Here is a 16,490-nt window from a genome sequence, read left to right as displayed (position 1 = left end):
GCTGCGGTACGGGGTCAGGGCCGGTGTCCCGAGGGATGTCCGGCGCCGCCCGGGGGCGGGAGCAGATGGGGGCGGCCCCCGCCGCCGGGGGGCGGGAGGAGATGCGGTCTGCCTCCGCCGCCGCCGGGCGGAGGGAGCAGACGGGGCGCGCCCCCGCCGCCGGGCGGCGGTCCGAGCGGTCCGCCGCGCGGTCCGCCGTCCCGTTGTCCGGGGCCGGGGCCGGGGCCGGTCCGCTCCGGTACGGGGGCGGTTTCGGGCGCGGGCCCGCCCGGGGGCCGGGAGAGCTGGGTGCGGTACAGCTCCGCGTAGAGCCCGTCCAGGGCCAGCAGCTCCTCGTGGACGCCGCGTTCCACGATCCGGCCCCCGTCGACCACGAGGATCTGATCGGCCTCGCGGATGGTGGAGAGCCGGTGGGCGATCACCAGCGAGGTGCGGCCCTTCAGCGCGGTGCGCAGCGCGCGCTGCACCGCCGCCTCGGACTCGGAGTCCAAATGGGCGGTGGCCTCGTCCAGTACGACGACGGAGGGGGCCTTGAGCAGCAGCCGGGCGATCGCGATGCGCTGCTTCTCGCCGCCGGAGAACCGATAGCCCCGGTCGCCGACGACGGTGTCGAGCCCGTCGGGGAGCGAGCGGATCAGCCCCCAGATCTGCGCGGCCTCGCAGGCCGCGATCAGCTCCTCCTCGGTCGCGCCGGGACGGGCGTACTCCAGGTTGGAGCGGAGCGTCTCGTGGAAGAGGTGCGCGTCCTGGGTGACCATGCCGACGGTCTCGCGCAGCGAGTCCAGGGTGAGGTCCCGCAGATCGCGGCCGCCGACGCGGACGGAGCCCGCGTCCGGGTCGTACAGCCGGGGCACCAGATGGGTCAGGGTCGTCTTGCCCGCGCCGGACGGGCCGACGAGGGCGGTGAGCTTGCCGGCGGGCGCGCGGAAGCTGACGCCGTCGAGGGTCCAGGAGTCGTCGGCGCGCTCCGGGGCCGGGGTCGCGAAGGACTCCAGCGAGGCGAGGGAGACGGCGGAGGCGGCCGGGTAGCGGAAGAAGACGCCCTCGAACTCGATCTCGGGGGCGGCCGACTGGCCCGGCGGGGGCAGCGCGGCCGCGCCGTCGCGTTCGGCGATCAGCGGCTCCAGGTCGAGCACTTCGAAGAGCCGGTCGAAGCTGACCAGCGCCGTCATCACCTGGGCCTGGGCGCTGGAGAGCTGGTTGATCGGGCCGAAGAGCCGGGTCAGCAGGGTGGCCAGGGCGACCAGGGTGCCGATCTGGAACGCGCCGTCGATGACCAGGGAGCCGCCGAGGCCGTAGGTGACCGCGGTGGCGAGCGAGGCGAGCAGGGTCACCGAGAGCAGCAGCAGCCGGGAGTACACCCCGGTGACCACGCCGAGGTCGCGGACCCGGCCCGCGCGCTCGGAGAAGAGCCGGGTCTCGTCCGCGGGCCGTCCGTAGAGCTTGGTGAGCAGCGCTCCGGCGACGTTGAAGCGCTCGTTGAGCATGCTGCCCATCTCGGCGTCCACCTGCATGGACCGCCGCAGCAGCCGCTGGAGTCTGCGGCCGACGACCCGGCCGGGCAGGATGAAGAACGGTGTGATCAGCAGGGCGAGCAGTCCGACGGCCCAGGAGAGATAGAAGATGGTGCCGAGCACCAGCACGAGCACCAGCGAGCTGGACATCACCATCGACAGCAGCGAGGTCATCGCCTGCTGGGCGGCGACCACGTCGGTGTTGAGCCGGCTGACCAGGGAGCCGGTCTGGGCCCGGGTGAAGAAGGCCAGCGGCTGTCGCTGGACATGGGCGAAGACGGCGGTGCGCAGATCGTAGACGAGGCCCTCGCTGACCCGGCCGGAGAGCCGGCTCTCGGCGAGTCCGGCCGCCGCCTGGAGGATCGCGAGCCCGCCGACGAGCAGGGCGACCCAGACGACGACGGCGGTGTCCCGGGGGAGGATTCCCTCGTCGATGAGGACCTTGAACAGCAGCGGGGTGGTGACGATCATCAGCGCGTCGAGCGCGGTGATGACCATCAGCGCCGCCACGGTTCCCCGGTAGGGGCGGACGTAGGGCAGGACGCGCCGGAGGGTGCCGGGGGTGATCCGCTGCGCGCCCTCGGGGGACTCCGGGCCCATACCGCCCCGGATCTGGATGAGGGGACCCCCTCCGCCGATCATGAGACGGGGACCTCGGTCCCGTTCTCCTCCATGGCGGCGACCAGGCTCAGCGGGCGCAGGTCCGTCCAGTTCCGCTCGATGAAGTCCCGGCAGTCGGCGCGGGTTCCGGGGCCGTGCGCGAGGGTCCAGCCCCGGGGGACGTCCGCGAACGCGGGCCAGAGGGAGAACTGCCCCTCGTCGTTGACGAGCGCCAGGAAGGTCCCGTCCGCGTCGTCGAAGGGATTGGCCACGACAAATCCTTTCCTTGAGCACCGGATTGTGCGGAGAGTTCTCATCGTTACGCCGGGCCGGTGGAAAGGAATCCATTGCCGAATCGGCCATGCGCGAAAGGAATTGATAGGAATCGACGACGCTCGGCGCCGCCTCCTCCCGGGCCTCAGAGTCACACGGTGCGCGCCGCCCGGACAAGAGTTCCAGGGCGCTGTCCGACTGCGGATCCCGGCGCTGATCCACCTACCGGTCCCGCGCTGTCCGACCTGCCTCCGGCCCTGTTCCCCGGCTTTTCCGCGTCTGTTCCGGAGCCGCGAGAAATCTGGTACGAAGCCGATGCGACAGCCGGTCGGAGCGCCTTCCGGAGACCGCCGAATTCCACCATGTCCAAATGGTGTTCCTCCGCACTTGGACACGGAAAGCGAGTGCCCCGCACGGGAAATGGATTGCGTGGACCGGGGCGGCTACGATCGGCGCGCGCCGCGCCGCCGGGGCGCGGTCCTTACGCGGGGTACCCCTCCAGGGGGAGCATCAGATGGAGCGGCAGATCGGTTCTGCGGGACACGTCGAGCTTGCGGTAGACGCGGGTGAGGTGCTGCTCGACGGTGCTCATGGTGATGTGGAGCCGCTGGGCGATCTGCCGGTTGGTGTAGCCGCCGGCGGCGAGCCCGGCGACCCGCCGTTCGGCGTCGCTGAGCCCGGCGACGCGCCGTTCCGCCGCGCTGAGTCCGATCAGCGGGTCGGTCTGCTCCTCGGGGGCGGGCGGGGCCGGGTCCCGGGGCACGAGGAGCGGGCTGAGCAGCGGTCCCAGCTCCTCGGCGCCGCACTCGGCGGCCAGCAGCCGGGCCCGCTGCCCCATGGCGCGGGCGGGCCCGTCGTGGCCCTGGTCGCCGTAGACCGCGCCGAGGTCGGTGAGCGCCCTGGCCAGGCCCAGCCGGTCGCCGGACCGTTCCAGCAGCCGCACCGCCGCGCCGAGCGCCTTGACCCGGGCGTGGGGTTCGCAGGCGGCGGCGAGGACGCGGAGCGTCAGCCCGCGCGTCCGGTACTGGCCGGGGTGCAGCCGTTTCAGCTGTTCGCCCGCGAGCCGGCCCGCGGTGGCGGCGTCGCCGAGGGCGAGACGTGCCTCGGCGAGATCGGTGCGCCAGGGGATGAATCCGGGTACGTCCATTTCCCAGCGGGTCATCAGGTCCCCGCACGCCTGGAAATCGGCGAGCGCCGCCTGCGGGCGGTCGATCGCCAGATAGTAGCGGCCGCGCGTGCGGAGATAGGGAAGACAACTCGGGGTGTGGAACATCGCGTCGGGAACGGCGGTGCCGAAGTGTTCCTCGAACTCGTCGTGCTTGCCGCGTGCGGTCAGCGTCGCCAGCATCACGGAGAGCGGAATGCCGAGGGCGACTCCCCATCCCTGCGGAGTGATCAGGCCGAGCGCCTCATGGGCGAATTTCTCGGCCCTTTCCAGTTCGCCGCGGCGCAGATGGATCGCGGCGCGCAGCGACATGAAGAGCGCGTTGCCGAGCGGGAGTCCCTGGGCGACCGTGCGCGCGACCCGGTCGCAGGCGCGTTCCGCTCGGTCGAGTTCGTCGGCGCACATCAGCGCCGCGATCGCCGCCAGGGGGGCCACGGTCCGGGTGCTGTGGCCGGGCTGCCGGAGGATGTCCTCGGCGCGGACGACCGTCTCCCGGTGGTCCCCCGGCGGCAGCACCCCGGCCAGCAGCGCGGCGGTCTCCCGGGAGCGGGCCAGCGGCGCGGGGAGCGGCGGGGCGGCCGCCGCGAGTCCGCCGGGGCCGGTCCGCTCGGCGGCGGGGACGGGCGGCCGGCGCAGCCCGGGATAGCCGTACGGCAGCCACCACAGGGGCCCGTCGGGGCCGCCCCCGCCGGGCTCCGTACGGTGCAGCAGATCGAGCGCGTCGTCGACCCGGCCGAGCCAGAGCAGCCAGGAGACGGGCCGGGCCGCGCTCGCGGCCGGGAGCCGGCCCTCGCGCAGCGCGCGCGTCAGCTCGGGGAGTCTGCGGGCGGCGATCGCGGGGTCGAGCTGCCATTCGGCGCGGGCCAGGTCCAGCAGCACGGCGGGCCGCCCGGCGTCGTCGGCGCACTCCTGGAGGGCGAGCCGCAGACAGGAGATGGCGTGCGCGGGCTCGCCGTCGGCCCAGGCCTGGCGGGCCGCGTCCCGCAGCACCGCGACCGCCCAGGGCGCGCCCGCCCGGTCGGCGGCGAGCAGTCTGCGGGCGACGACCCGCGCGGGCGCGCCCTGGCCGTGCAGCACCTGGGCGGCGCGTACGTACAGCGCGGTACGGGCTCCTGGGCGCATCCCGCTGAGCACGGCGGCGGGGACGGCGGGGTGGCGGAAGCCGTCGGGGCCGAGGAGTCCGGTGGCCCGCAGGGCGTCGCGGGCCAGCGCGATCGACTCGGCGTCGTACTGCACCACTTCGCCGAGCGCGGGGTCGGAGGCGTCCTCGGCGAGGACCGCGGCGGCCTGGGCGAGCGCGCTGGCCTCGGAGTGGAAGAGGCAGGTCAGCACGGCCTGCCGGAAGGCGTCCCCGAAGACGGGCGAGGGTGTGGTGAGCGCGGCGGGGCTGCCGTCGGGTTCGGGCGGGGCGGCCGGCCGGGAGCCGAGGGTGTCCTCGATCAGCGCCTGGGCGACCAGCGGATTCCCGCCGCTGGCGGTGTGGCACTCGGCGGCCAGCCGCTCGGCGGAGCGCGGGTCGAGCCGGTCGGCCAGCAGTCGGGCGACCCCGTGCGCGGAGAGGGGCTCCAGCCGGATCCGCCGGGCGCCGGGTCTGCGGAGCAGTTCGGCGTGGAGCAGCGGATGGGCCCGCGAGGTGCGCAGGCACTGGGTGAGCACCAGCAGCGTCCTGGCTCCGGAGGCGCGGCAGGCGAGATGGAGGAGGAAGTGCAGCGAGGCCGCGTCCGCGTGGTGGACGTCGTCGATCCCGATGACCAGCGGTACGCGTTCGGCGGCGGTCAGCAGGATCTCGCCGAGCCCGCCGAGGATCCGGGCGGGCACCTGGACGGCGGCGTCGGGTTCGAAGCCGGGTCCGTGGGAGAGCGCGGCGAGCGCGCCCTCCCTCAGCAGCCGTTCGGCCCGGTCGGTCTCGGCCGCGGAGAGCACCGGGTGCTGGAAGAGCCGGCCGACGGCGCTCAGCGGCAGCTCGCGCTCGACCCGGGAGGCGGAGGCGTGGAGGAAGACCCGTCCGGCGGCGGGCGCGCGGTCGGCGAAGGCGTGGAGCAGGCTGGTCTTGCCGACGGCGGCGGCGCCCTCGACGAGGACCACGCCGACCGGGGACCGCTCGTCGGCGAGCGCGTCGTCCAGGGCGCGGAGTTGTTCCGTGCGCTCCACCAAGCTCGTGCCAGGCATGTCCCGTCCCCCAAGCAGCCGCCCTCCTGCCTGCGCGCCCCCGAACCCCCGTTCCGGGCAAGCGGTGTCAGGGCCCGGGATGGCCGGCCGGACACCGCTCGTGCTGACTCTCGCACCGCGAAGCCCGAAGGACAAACGTCTGTTTGTGGACTGTTTCGATCCCGAACAGCCCACAGAGCGCGCGCATACCGTCCGGCGGCGGTCAAGGGCCCGGGCGCGGCCCCGCGGCGGCCCCCGCGTTCCACAGCCGCCCCACAGCGGACCACCAGCCAGAACCGTCCCATCGGCTCCCGCCGAACCCGTACGGAACGCGGCTTCGGCGGTGACCTTCCTGTGACGCCTCACATGGTCTACTCCTCACGCAGGGCACCATCCTCGTCACCGTAAGTCCAGTCGACGTCAGTACCAGACGAAATACGCCATCCGTTGGGGACACGTCTATGCAGCTGATCGAGCGGGACCGAGAGCTGGCGACACTGCGAGCCCTGTTCTCCGCGAGTCTGGACGGCCGGGGGGCGGTGGTGCTCCTCAGCGGCGCGGTGGCCTCGGGAAAGACCACGCTGCTGCGCTCCTTCGCCGCCGAGGCGACCTCGGCGGGAGCGCGCTTCGTCCGGGTCACGGCGGCGGCCGGGCGGCGGGACGAACCGCTGGGCGTGGTGCGCGGGCTGCTGCGCTCGCTGACCGCCGCGCCCGGGGACGAGGGGACGGCGCGCGGCCGGGCCGGGTCGCCGTCCGGCCCTCCGCCAGGGCCGCGACCGCCGTACGGGGCGGGTGGGTTCGGCGGGGCGAACGCGACCGACGGGATCGACGCGGCCGACCGGATCGGTGGAGCCGGCGGGGACGGCGGGACCCACAGTGCCGGCGGGGACGGCGAGGTCTACGACATCGGCGGCGACGGCGGGATCGCCGCGGACGTCCCGCGCCGCTTCTGCGCCGCCCTGCTCTCCCGGGCCGCCCGCACCCCCCTGGTCATCGGGGTGGACGACGCGCACCACGCCGACCCGGCGTCCCTGCGCGCCCTGCTCTCCCTCTCCCACCGATTACCGTCCTCCCGGATCCTGCTGATCCTCACCGAACGCCCCGGCGGCTGGCCCGACCACCCGCTGCTGCACGCCGAGTTACGGGGCCGCCCGCACTGCGCCCGGCTCGCCCTGCGCCTCCTGTCGCCCGCCGGACAGGCCCGGCTGATCGCCGAACGGCTCGGCACGGCGGCCGGCGGCCGTCTCGCCGAGGTCAGCCACTCCCTCACCGGGGGCAACCCCCTGCTGATACGGGCGCTCCTCACCGACCGGCACGGCCTCGGCCCGGACCGGGCACGGCCGATCGTCGGACCGGCGTTCGTCCGCGCGTGGACCGGCTGTCTGCACCGGGGCGAGCCCGGAGCGCACCGGGTCGCCCAGGCCCTGGCGATCCTGCGCGAACCCGCGCCCCCGGGACTGCTCGGCAGACTCCTCGGGCTGGACACGGCGCAGGTCTCCCACCTCCTCGACACCATGAACACGGCCGGACTGCTCGACGGCGGCCGGTTCCGCCACCCGGAGCTGCGCGCCGCGCTGCTCGCCGCCATGGGCCCCCGGCTCCGCTCCGGGCTGCACGCCCACGCCGCCCGGCTCCTCCACGACCAGGGCCACACCGCGCCCGCCGTCGCCGGTCACCTCCTCGCGGCCGCCGGTCCGGACACCGGGGGCCTCCCGGCCCGCGGCCCGGGGCTCCGCGAGCCCTGGGCGGCCGCCGTGCTGCACGAGGCCGCCGCCCGGAGCTGGGCCGACGGCGAGCGGCAGTTCGCGCTGGACTGTTTCCGCAGGGCGTACGGGATCAGCCCGGACGGGCCCTCCCGGGTGCGGGCCGCGAGCGCCCTCGCCGACGCCCAGTGGCGCACCGACCCGGCCGCCGTCCGCCCGCTGCTGTCCGGGCTCGCCGCCGCGGCCCACGACGGCGCTCTCGACGACCGCGCCACCCGGGCGCTGCTCTCCCGGCTGCTCTGGTTCGGGCGGACGGAGGAGGCCGCGCCCCTGATCCGCCGGGCGGCAGGCCGGGCGGGCGCTCCGGCGGGCGGCCCGGCGGGCGCTCTCGCAGGCGGCCCGGCGGGCTCTCCGGCGAACGGCGAGTGGGGGTCCATCGGTCTGCTGATGGCCTGCGTCTGCCCCGAGCTGCTCGACGCCGTGACCCGTACGCAGAAGACCCCGCCGCCGCCCCTGCCCGTACCGGCGGAAGCCCTCGTACCGCCGCCCCCGGAGACCCCGCAGGCCCCGGCGGCCCCGCAGGCCCCGGCGGCCCCGGAGGTCCTGAAGGTCATGGAAGCCCCGCCCGCCTCGCCGCCCCCCGCGGTGAGCGGCGGGGCCCGTCCCTCGTCGGCCGGGCGGCGGCTGCGGGCCGCCGACGCGCTGCTCGCCGCGCTGAGCCGGGCGCCCGGGGACTCGGCGCTCGCCGGGGCGGAGCAGGTGCTGCGCGAGACCCGGCTCGGCGAGGCGGCCTCCGGCCATGTCCTCGCGGCGCTCGCCGCGCTGGTCTACGACGACCGGCCGGCCGAGGCCGCGCGCTGGTGCGATCCGCTGCTCAGGGAGGCCGCGACCCGCTGCGACGCGGTCGGCCACGCCCTGCTGGAGTCGGCCCGCGCGGTGATCTCGCTCCGTACGGGCGATCTGGCGGCGGCCGAGTCACGGGCGCGGGACGCCCTGGCGCGGATCTCCCCGGCGAGCTGGGGCGTGGCGGTCGGGATCCCGCTCTCGGCGGCGGTGCTCGCCGCCACCGCGACCGGTCGGCACGACGAGGCCGCCGCGTATCTGGCCCGGCCGGTCCCCGAGGCCATGTTCCGCACCCCGTGCGGCCCGCACTACCTCCAGGCGCGCGGCCGCCACCGGCTGGCGACCGGCCGGCCGGGGGAGGCCCTGCGCGACTTCACCGACTGCGGCACGGCGATGGAGACCTGGGGCTTCGTCTCCCCCGGGCTGGTCCCGTGGCGCGGCGACGCCGCCCAGGCCCTTCTCGAACTGGGCGAGCGGGACCGGGCGGCCGCACTGATCGCCGAGCAGCTGGCCCTGCTCCGGCCCGGTCCCTCCAGGACCCGGGGGATCACACTGCGGGTGTGGGCGTCGACGCTTCCCCCGGCCCGGCGGGCGGCCCCGCTGCGGGAGTCGGCGGATCTGCTGGAGCGGTGCGGCGACCGGTACGAACTCATGCTGTCGCTGACCGAGCTGAGCCACACCCTGCACGCGCTGGGCGACCACGACGACGCCTTCGCCGCGGCGCGGGGCGCGCACCGGCTGGCCCGGAGATACGGGCTGGGCGCGCCGAAGACCGCGCCCCCCGGCGAGGGGGCCGACGGCGGCGGGCCCGCCCCGGCCGACCGCGAGCGTCCGCCCGCGCCGGGTCCGGCCGAACTGACCGAGGCCGAGCGGAAGGTGGCCGCGCTCGCCGCGCACGGCCACACCAATCGGCAGATCGCCGAGACGCTGCTCGTCACGGTCGGCACCGTCGAGCAGCATCTGACCCGGGTCTATCGCAAGCTCCAGGTCAACCGCCGTACCGAGCTGCGGCCCCGGCTGCGGATCTCCCCCGTCTGAGGCCCGTGCGCACCCCCGCCGGGAAGGTGTCGCCCCCTGGTCGCCGCACGGGGGTTTCGACGCCTCAGGAGGACGCCGTCCGGCCGCCGCCCGGACTCTCGTACGCGACCGGACCCGGGCCCGGGCCGGGGCCGGGGACGAGGTCGGGACCCGGGCCGGGGACGAGGTCGGGGCCCGGGCCGGGGACCCGGCGGTGCCTCCCCCGTACCAGCGCGCCCCACAGCAGCACCGGCAGCAGCAGGCTCTGGAGGCCGACCGCGAGCCAGAACAGCCCGGCTCCGCCGGTCCGTTCGGCCGCGCCGTAGAGCGGTCCGCCGAGCAGCGCGGCGGCGAAGGCCCCGAGTCCGGCCGCCAGCCGCTGCCGGCCGAAGACGGTCGCGTCGGGGGCGGTGGAGCGGGCCAGCGCCTCCAGATCGTTCCGGAGGAAGAGCACGGTCTCCACCAGCGCCAGCGTGAGCACGCCCGCCGCGATCCCCGCCGCACTTCCGGTCGCGATCGCCGCCGTGCCCAGCGCCATGGCCCCGAATCCCAGCCGCAGGGCGCGCGGATAGCCGAGCCCCGCGATCCGGTCGGCGAGCAGCGGCTGCGCCGCGACGATCACCGCGGAGTACCCCGTCAGCAGCACGGCATAGTACGCGGCCGAGGTGCGGGGCACCGCGTACACCGCGATGTAGTGCTGGAAGAACATGAAGACGTAGACGGACAGGACGGTGTACGCGAAGGGCGGCAGCGGCCGCTCCCCGGGGGCCGCCCGCTCACGGGCCGCGGCCGGATCGGCCTCCCCCGCCCCCGCCCCCATCGCCGTGTCGCGGACCGGGGGCAGGACCGTGTGCGCGATCCCGACCGCCGCGAAGAGCACGGCGACCCCGGTGAACAGGGCTGCGGTCGAGCCGAGGACGAACGGCGCGGCGGCGAGGGGGCCCAGCGCCATGCCCGCGTTGAAGGCGGAGCCGCTCGCCGCCAGCAGCCGGGGGCGGCGCTCCGCCGCGCACCCGGCCACCAGATAGGCCTTGTTGGCGGGCAGGTAGAGCGCCGCCCCGGCCGAGACCAGGAACAGGGCGGTCACGGCGAGCGCGGGCCGGTCCGTCCCCGGCACGAAGCAGGCGAACCCGGCGGTGCGGACGCCGAGCGCGACCAGCATGGCGGCGCGCAGCCCGATCCGGGCGGCGAGCGCCGCCCCGGCGACCCCGCCGCCGAACTGCACCAGCGAGGCCACCGCGAGGACGACGCCGACGACTTCGAGCCCGAACCCCCAGCGCTGGTGGAGCAGCACGGACATGAAGGGGAGGACGGCGAAGCTGCCGAGGGTGATGAGGAAGGACGCTCCCAGCAGCAGGAGCTGGGGCCAGGAGACCCGTCTCACGCCCCTTCTGCCGACTTCATGACCGGCCGTACGGTGGTCGCGGCGCTCCAGGCGCGGTGCTGGGCGAGTTCGGCGGTGGCGGCCTCGGCGAGGACCATTCCGGTGCAGCCGCGCTGGTCGCCGAGGTCGGGCAGCCAGTCGCCGGGCTCCCGTACGGGATACCACTCGATCCCGCCGGGGAAGGCGTCCAGCCCGTCCAGTCCCTCCCAGTCGACGAGCACGCCGGGCCGGTCGGGGTAGACGAGGACGAACGCGACGGCCGGGCCCGCGCCGGTCAGGGCCGCCGGGTCCGCGTCCAGCAGGGCGGGCCTGCGGCCGAGGGTGACGTCGATCAGCGCCTCGTACACATTGGTGTCCAGGGTGCGGCAGAGCGCCTCGCCGATGAGCGCGCCGCCGATCCGGCGGTTGATCTCGACGAGTTCGGGTCCCCGGGCGGTGAGGACGAACTCGACATGGGCGAAGCCCTGGTCGTGTCCGGCCGCCGCCAGCACCCGGCGGATCCAGTCCTCGATCCCGTCCCGTTCGGCGGCCGGCAGGGCGACGGGGAAGGCCGCGCCCTCCTCGCGGACGGCCGGGGTGCGCGAGGTGAGCCGGCTCGACACGCCGAGCAGCCGGATCTCGCCCGCCCAGCTGAGGGTCTCGGCGCTGTAGAGCGGACCGGAGAGGAACGGTTCGGCGAAGAGCCGTCCCTTCAGCGGGACGTCGGCGGCCTCGGCGAGCGCGGCGCGCAGGGCGTCGGCGTCCCGGACGATCCACACGGCCCGGGAGGAGGTGCCGGAGGAGTCCTTGAGCACGGCGGGCAGTCCCACCGCCTCCAGCACCCGTGCGGCGCTGTCGGGGTGCGCGTCGACGTCGACGGCGGTCCTCGTGCTGACCCCGGCCCGGTGCAGGGCGCGCCGGACCTCGGCCTTGTCCCGCAGCAGCCGGACGGCGGCCGGGTCGGGCCCGGGCAGGCCGTACGCGGCGGCGAGTTCGGCGGCGGGGGTGGACCAGGTGTCGGTGGTGTTGATCAGCCCGGCGAGTCCGGGCAGCGCGCCGAGCACCCGGCGTACGGAGGACTCGTCCGTGGTGTCGATGTCGACGATGTCGAGCGCGTCGGCGGGGAGTTCGGCCAGCTCGTGGCGGTAGACGCCGCGGTCGCCGGTGAGCAGGCAGAGCCGGTGGCCCGCCGCCGCGGCGGCCTCGACCGTACGGGCGATCCCGAAGGAGAGCGATTCGAGCGAGGCGATGGTCATCGGGGTCTCCCGGCGGTCGGAGCGATCTCGGCGGAGGCGTCGGCGGCTGCGGCGCGGGCGGCCCCGCCCGCGTGGACGACGGCCTCCACCCGTGCGACGGCGTCCGCCCGCCCGGCGGACTCGGCCCGTCCGCCGGACTCGGCCCGTCCGCCCGGCTCGACGCGCGCGTTCGGCGGTGCGGAGCGCCCCGCCCATTCCATCACCGCCCACGGCGGTCTCAGCTCGGCCAGTTCCCCGATCCGCTCGGGCCGCAGCAGATCCGGGTCCAGGGCCTCCGCGTGCCGGGCGAACACCCGTTCCGCGTAACGGTGTCCGGTGTCGGCCCCCAGCACCAGATGGACGGCGTCCGGATGCCGCTCCGCCTCCCAGCGGGCGACCAGATGCGCGGCCCCGGTGGAGAGCCCGGCGAAGACGGCGTGGCGGCGCAGCAGATCCACCGCGCCGGCCATGGCGTGCCGGAAGTCGAGCCAGTGGACGGTGTCGTACAGCTCATGACGTACGTTTCCGAAGGGGATCGAGCTGCCGATCCCGGCGATGATGGCCTCCGGGTCGTTGTATCCCTCGCTTCCGAAGGTGACACTGCCGAAGGGCTGGACTCCGACGAGCCGTACCTCGCGTCCGGCGGCGCGCAGCGCCTCGGTGAGTCCGCCGGTGGAGGCCCCGGTGCCGACCGCGCCGACGACGGTGAGCGGTCCGGGCGGCAGCGCGGCCTCGGCGAGCGCGGCGAACTCGCGGTATCCGGCGTAGTGCACCGCGTCGTGGTACTGCCGCATCCAGTGGAAGTCCGGCCGCTCCTCCAGCAGGGCCCGCACATGCCGTACGCGCCGCTCCTGGTCGAGCAGCAGACTGCTGGAGGGCGGCATCTGGTCGACGGTCGCGCCGAGGACTTCGAGCTGTGCGCGCATGGTGGCGTCCACGGTGGTGGAGGCCACGATGTGGCAGTTCAGCCCGTAGCGGTGACAGGCCATGGCGAGCGCGAGCGCGTAGATCCCGCTGGAGCTGTCCACGAGGGTCTGTCCCGGTAAGACCCTGCCGGTGTCGAGGAGCGACCGGACGGCCCCGAGGGCGGCGTACACCTTCATCGTCTCGAACCGGGCCAGCACGACCGGGCCCGAGAGCCGTACGAAGTCGGGGTCCTTGAGGGCGTCGGTGATGTGTTCGTGCACGGGTATGGAGGGTTGAGCCATGGTGTTACGGGTCTCCTGGCGTCTGGTCGGAGCTGCCGCGGCCGGGCTCATGACGTACGGCCCTGGACGATGAGCCGGCGCGAGTGCTGGTCGTAGGGTCCGCCGTCGAAGTCGCCGAAGCACCGCACGTCGGTGAAGCCGGCGGCCACGAAGAGGTCGTGGAGTTCGGCGGCGCTGTAGAGGAAGGAGTGGATGGTGGCGGTCCGGGCGGTGTCGCCGCGGACGAGGGTCCAGTCGGTGCGCAGCCGCCGCCAGTCGTCGAGGACGGTGTCGCGCTGGACGACGTACGAGCCGTCCGGCAGGTCCACGGCCTGGGGGCGGCCGATCCACCCCGCGAGGACCTCCTTGCCCATGACGTCGACGATCAGTTGTCCGCCGGGGGCGAGGCTGCGCCGTGCGTTGCGCAGGACCCGGAGGTTGTCGGCGGGGTCGGCGAAGTAGCCGAAGGACGTGAAGACATTGAGGATCACGTCGTAGGCGCCGGGCTCGACATGGTCGAGCATGTCGGCCCGGACGAGGTCGACGGCGGCGCCGGCCCGGTCGCAGAGGTCGCGGGCGCGCTCCAGCATGGCGGGGCTGAGGTCGACGCCGGTGACCTTGTGTCCGCGCTCGGCGAGCGGGACGAGGAAGAGGCCGGGGCCGCAGCAGAGGTCGAGCACCCGGGATCCGGCCGGGAAGTCGAACAGCCGGGAGTCGCGGACGAGCGCGGCCACCGATTCGGCGCGGTCGCCGGAGAACATGGCGGGCGCGAAGTCGACCCAGAGCGTGTCGTCCGCGTACCAGGCGACCGCTTCGTGCCCGTCCGCTCCGGGCCCGTCCGCTCCGGCGCCGTCCCGCCCGGGCCGGTCCCGCGCCGCCCCGTCCCGTACGCCCGTGTCCCGCCCGCCCGCGTCGTGTACGCCCGTGTCCTGTACGCCTGCGTCCCGTACGCCCGCGTCCTGTGCACCGCTAGCCACATGAGCCTCCTCTACCCGTTCGTCCTCTGATGTAGTCGGACGGTGACGGCCCGGAGTTCCCGGCTCTTGTGTGCGCGGGTCATCCACTCCTGTGGACCGGCGTGGCCCCGCCCACATAGCGGACATAAATGGAGAATATTCGCCATACCCTTCTCATGGCGCGGGAGTCTGGCGCCCGGTCGTTCGGGAGTGCAGATGCCGGAGCCGCAGCCCCACAAGCCCGCGCCCGCGCCGCCCGCGCGCCCCGCGGGAACGCTCCGCCGGACCGGCGAGTGGTGCGCCCGGCACGCGGTCGTCGTCATCATGCTGTGGCTCGCCGCCCTCGCCGGACTCCAGGTGCTGCACCACACCCACGGCGGCGACTACTCCGACGACTTCGCCCTCCCCGGCACCCAGTCGCAGAACGGACTGGACGTCCTCACCGAGCACGAGCCCGCCGCCGCCGGCTACAGCGCGCAGATCGTCCTCCACGACGGCGACCGCCCGCTCAGCGCCGCGAGCGGACCGCTCACCACCGTCACCGGCGATCTCCAGAAGCTCCCCGACGTCCTCTCCGCGCAGAATCCCCTCGCCGTCCCCAGCGCCCCCGGCGTCGGCCCGCTCTCCGCCGACGGCCGCACCGCCTACCTCACCGTCCGCTTCGCCGTCCCGCCGTCCACCCTCGGCGAGGACTACCTCCACGGGGTCGACGACGCCGTCGAACCGCTGCGCTCCGCCGGCGTCCAGGTCGAGTACGGCGGCCAGCTCGGCGAACTCGCCCGCCCCATGGCCGACGACCGGACCAGCGAGGCCATCGGCTTCGCCGTCGCGATCGTCGTCCTGCTCATCGGCTTCGGCAGTGTGGCGGCCGCCGTACTGCCCCTGATCACCGCCGTCGTCTGCGTCGTCTGCGGACTGGCCCTGCTGGGGCTGCTCGCCGCCGCCTTCACCTTCGCCACCGTCTCGCCCACCCTGGCCACGATGATCGGCCTCGGCGTCGGCATCGACTACGCGCTCTTCCTCGTCACCCGGCACCGCCAGAATCTGATGAACGGCGACGACGCCGTCACCGCCGCCGGAAAGGCGACCGCCACCAGCGGGCACGCCGTGCTGCTCTCCGGCTGCACGGTGATCATCGCGCTCTCCGGGCTCTGGGTCTCCGGCATCGGCTTCATCGGCAAGCTGGGCCTGGCCGCGGCCGTCACCGTGGTCACCGCCGTGATCGGGTCGATCACCCTCGTACCGGCCTTCCTCGGCCTGATCGGACGTCATATCGACCGGCTGCGGGTCCGCCGGCCGATCGCCGAGACGGACGCCGAACCGGGCGAGACCGTGCAGGGCGGCTGGCACCGGTACGCGATGCGGGTGCAGCGCAGGCCCTGGTGGTATCTGACCGGCGGGGTGGCCCTGCTGGCCGTGCTCGCCTTCCCGCTGCTCTTCATCCAGCTCGGGCACATCAGCGACGGCGCGGATCCCAAGTCCTTCACCGACCGGCGCGCCTTCGACCTGATGTCGTCGGCGTTCGGGCCCGGCTCCAACGGCCCGCTGACCCTCGTCGTCGACCAGTCCGCCGTGCCGCAGCAGGACCGGCAGGCGCTGGCCGCCCAGGCGCAGCAGACCCTCTCCCAGGTCCGGGACGCGGCGACGATCACCCCGCTGACCCCGAGCCCGGACGGCGACGTGCTCGTCGCCACCGCCTACTCCGTCGCCTCCCCGCAGGACGAGAAGACCAGCGACCTCGTGAACCGGCTCGTCGACGACACCCTCCCGAAGGCGGTCTCCGGCACGGACGCCCACACCTACGTCACCGGCGCCACCGCCGCCCAGGTCGACTTCCTCGACATCGTCTCCCACCGGCTGCCGCTGATCATCGCGGTCGTCGTCGGACTCGCCTTCCTGGTGATCCTCATCGTGTTCCGGGGGCTGCTCGTCGCCGTCAAGGCCGCCGTCCTCAACGTGCTGTCGATCGCGGCCTCGTACGGGGTGGTCGTCGCCGTCTTCCAGTGGGGCTGGGGCGGACCGGCGCTCGGGGTCGCGGGCAAGGTGCCGATCGAGAGCTATGTGCCGATGATGATGTTCGCGATCGTCTTCGGACTCAGCATGGACTACGAGATCTTCCTGCTCTCCCGGATCCACGAGGCGTGGCTGCGCACGGGCGACCCCAGGGCGAGCGTGGCGCACGCCCTGGAAATCACCGCCCGGGTCATCACCTGCGCGGCGCTCATCATGGTCAGCGTCTTCGCCGCGTTCGTCATCAGCGACAACATCGTCGTGAAGATGCTGGGCCTCGGACTGGCCGCGAGCGTCCTCATCGACGCCACGGTGGTCCGGCTGCTGCTGGTCCCCGCCGTGATGACGCTGCTCGACGCGCGCGCCTGGTGGACCCCGCGGTGGCTGGACCGGATCATGCCCCACCTGGAGGCGGAGGGCCACGACGAGAGCGAACGGCGGCCCCGGCCGACCGGGGCCGCCGCGCGGTGACCGTC

General features: G+C 74.7%; 9 protein-coding genes. 2 read left to right on the top strand and 7 right to left on the bottom strand.

What is annotated here, in order from left to right; all coding sequences use genetic code 11:
- Positions 1–14: 14 nt before the first annotated feature.
- The 3 genes from ACF089_RS19140 to ACF089_RS19130 all read right to left on the bottom strand — a co-directional run bounded on the left by ACF089_RS19140 (position 15) and on the right by ACF089_RS19130 (position 5,721).
- A complete protein-coding gene (locus ACF089_RS19140; RefSeq protein WP_392027876.1) occupies positions 15–2,156 on the bottom strand; it encodes an ABC transporter ATP-binding protein in 2,142 nt (713 codons plus the stop codon).
- Positions 2,153–2,386 (bottom strand): MbtH family protein, encoded by a 234-nt coding sequence (locus ACF089_RS19135; protein ID WP_392027874.1) that lies wholly within the window; start codon positions 2,384–2,386, stop codon positions 2,153–2,155. The genes ACF089_RS19140 and ACF089_RS19135 overlap by 4 nt, the downstream gene beginning before the upstream one ends.
- 482 nt (positions 2,387–2,868) lie before the next feature.
- Positions 2,869–5,721, bottom strand: coding sequence for an AAA family ATPase (locus tag ACF089_RS19130; RefSeq protein WP_392027871.1), 2,853 nt, complete (start codon positions 5,719–5,721; stop codon positions 2,869–2,871).
- A gap of 440 nt (positions 5,722–6,161) precedes the next feature.
- On the opposite strand from ACF089_RS19130, the gene ACF089_RS19125 reads away from it, so the two are divergent.
- Entirely contained in the window at positions 6,162–9,284 is a 3,123-nt protein-coding gene (locus ACF089_RS19125) for an AAA family ATPase (RefSeq protein WP_392027869.1), read from the top strand.
- Positions 9,285–9,348: 64 nt separating this feature from the next.
- Here the strand turns inward: ACF089_RS19125 and ACF089_RS19120 are convergent, their stop codons facing one another.
- The 4 genes from ACF089_RS19120 to ACF089_RS19105 are packed head-to-tail and all read right to left on the bottom strand — an operon-like array spanning position 9,349 to position 13,809.
- A complete protein-coding gene (locus tag ACF089_RS19120; RefSeq protein ID WP_392027866.1) occupies positions 9,349–10,647 on the bottom strand; it encodes an MFS transporter in 1,299 nt (432 codons plus the stop codon).
- Positions 10,644–11,882, bottom strand: a complete 1,239-nt coding sequence (locus ACF089_RS19115) for an ATP-grasp domain-containing protein (protein WP_392027863.1) — start codon at positions 11,880–11,882, stop codon at positions 10,644–10,646. Before ACF089_RS19115 ends, ACF089_RS19120 begins: the two co-directional genes overlap by 4 nt.
- A complete protein-coding gene (locus tag ACF089_RS19110) occupies positions 11,879–13,069 on the bottom strand; it encodes a pyridoxal-phosphate dependent enzyme (RefSeq protein WP_392027861.1) in 1,191 nt (396 codons plus the stop codon). The genes ACF089_RS19115 and ACF089_RS19110 overlap by 4 nt, the downstream gene beginning before the upstream one ends.
- 47 nt (positions 13,070–13,116) lie before the next feature.
- A complete protein-coding gene (locus tag ACF089_RS19105) occupies positions 13,117–13,809 on the bottom strand; it encodes a class I SAM-dependent methyltransferase (RefSeq protein WP_392028179.1) in 693 nt (230 codons plus the stop codon).
- 411 nt (positions 13,810–14,220) lie between these two features.
- Here ACF089_RS19105 and ACF089_RS19100 point away from each other — a divergent pair, with 411 nt between their 5' ends.
- Positions 14,221–16,485, top strand: a complete 2,265-nt coding sequence (locus ACF089_RS19100; RefSeq protein ID WP_392027858.1) for an MMPL family transporter — start codon at positions 14,221–14,223, stop codon at positions 16,483–16,485.
- Positions 16,486–16,490: the final 5 nt, after the last annotated feature.

Source organism: Streptomyces sp. NPDC014894 (genome assembly GCF_043080985.1).
Classification (GTDB): domain Bacteria; phylum Actinomycetota; class Actinomycetes; order Streptomycetales; family Streptomycetaceae; genus Streptomyces.
This window is presented reverse-complemented; position numbering and strand designations above follow the sequence as displayed.

Excerpts from the sequence above, each read along its gene's own strand:
- ACF089_RS19140 (WP_392027876.1), bottom strand. The coding sequence starts at position 2,156 with ATGATCGGCGGAGGGGGTCCCCTCATCCAGATCCGGGGCGGTATGGGC.
- ACF089_RS19130 (WP_392027871.1), bottom strand. The coding sequence starts at position 5,721 with ATGCCTGGCACGAGCTTGGTGGAGCGCACGGAACAACTCCGCGCCCTG.
- ACF089_RS19125 (WP_392027869.1), top strand. The coding sequence starts at position 6,162 with ATGCAGCTGATCGAGCGGGACCGAGAGCTGGCGACACTGCGAGCCCTG.
- ACF089_RS19115 (WP_392027863.1), bottom strand. The coding sequence starts at position 11,882 with ATGACCATCGCCTCGCTCGAATCGCTCTCCTTCGGGATCGCCCGTACG.
- ACF089_RS19110 (WP_392027861.1), bottom strand. The coding sequence starts at position 13,069 with ATGGCTCAACCCTCCATACCCGTGCACGAACACATCACCGACGCCCTC.
- ACF089_RS19105 (WP_392028179.1), bottom strand. The coding sequence starts at position 13,809 with ATGTTCTCCGGCGACCGCGCCGAATCGGTGGCCGCGCTCGTCCGCGAC.
- ACF089_RS19100 (WP_392027858.1), top strand. The coding sequence starts at position 14,221 with ATGCCGGAGCCGCAGCCCCACAAGCCCGCGCCCGCGCCGCCCGCGCGC.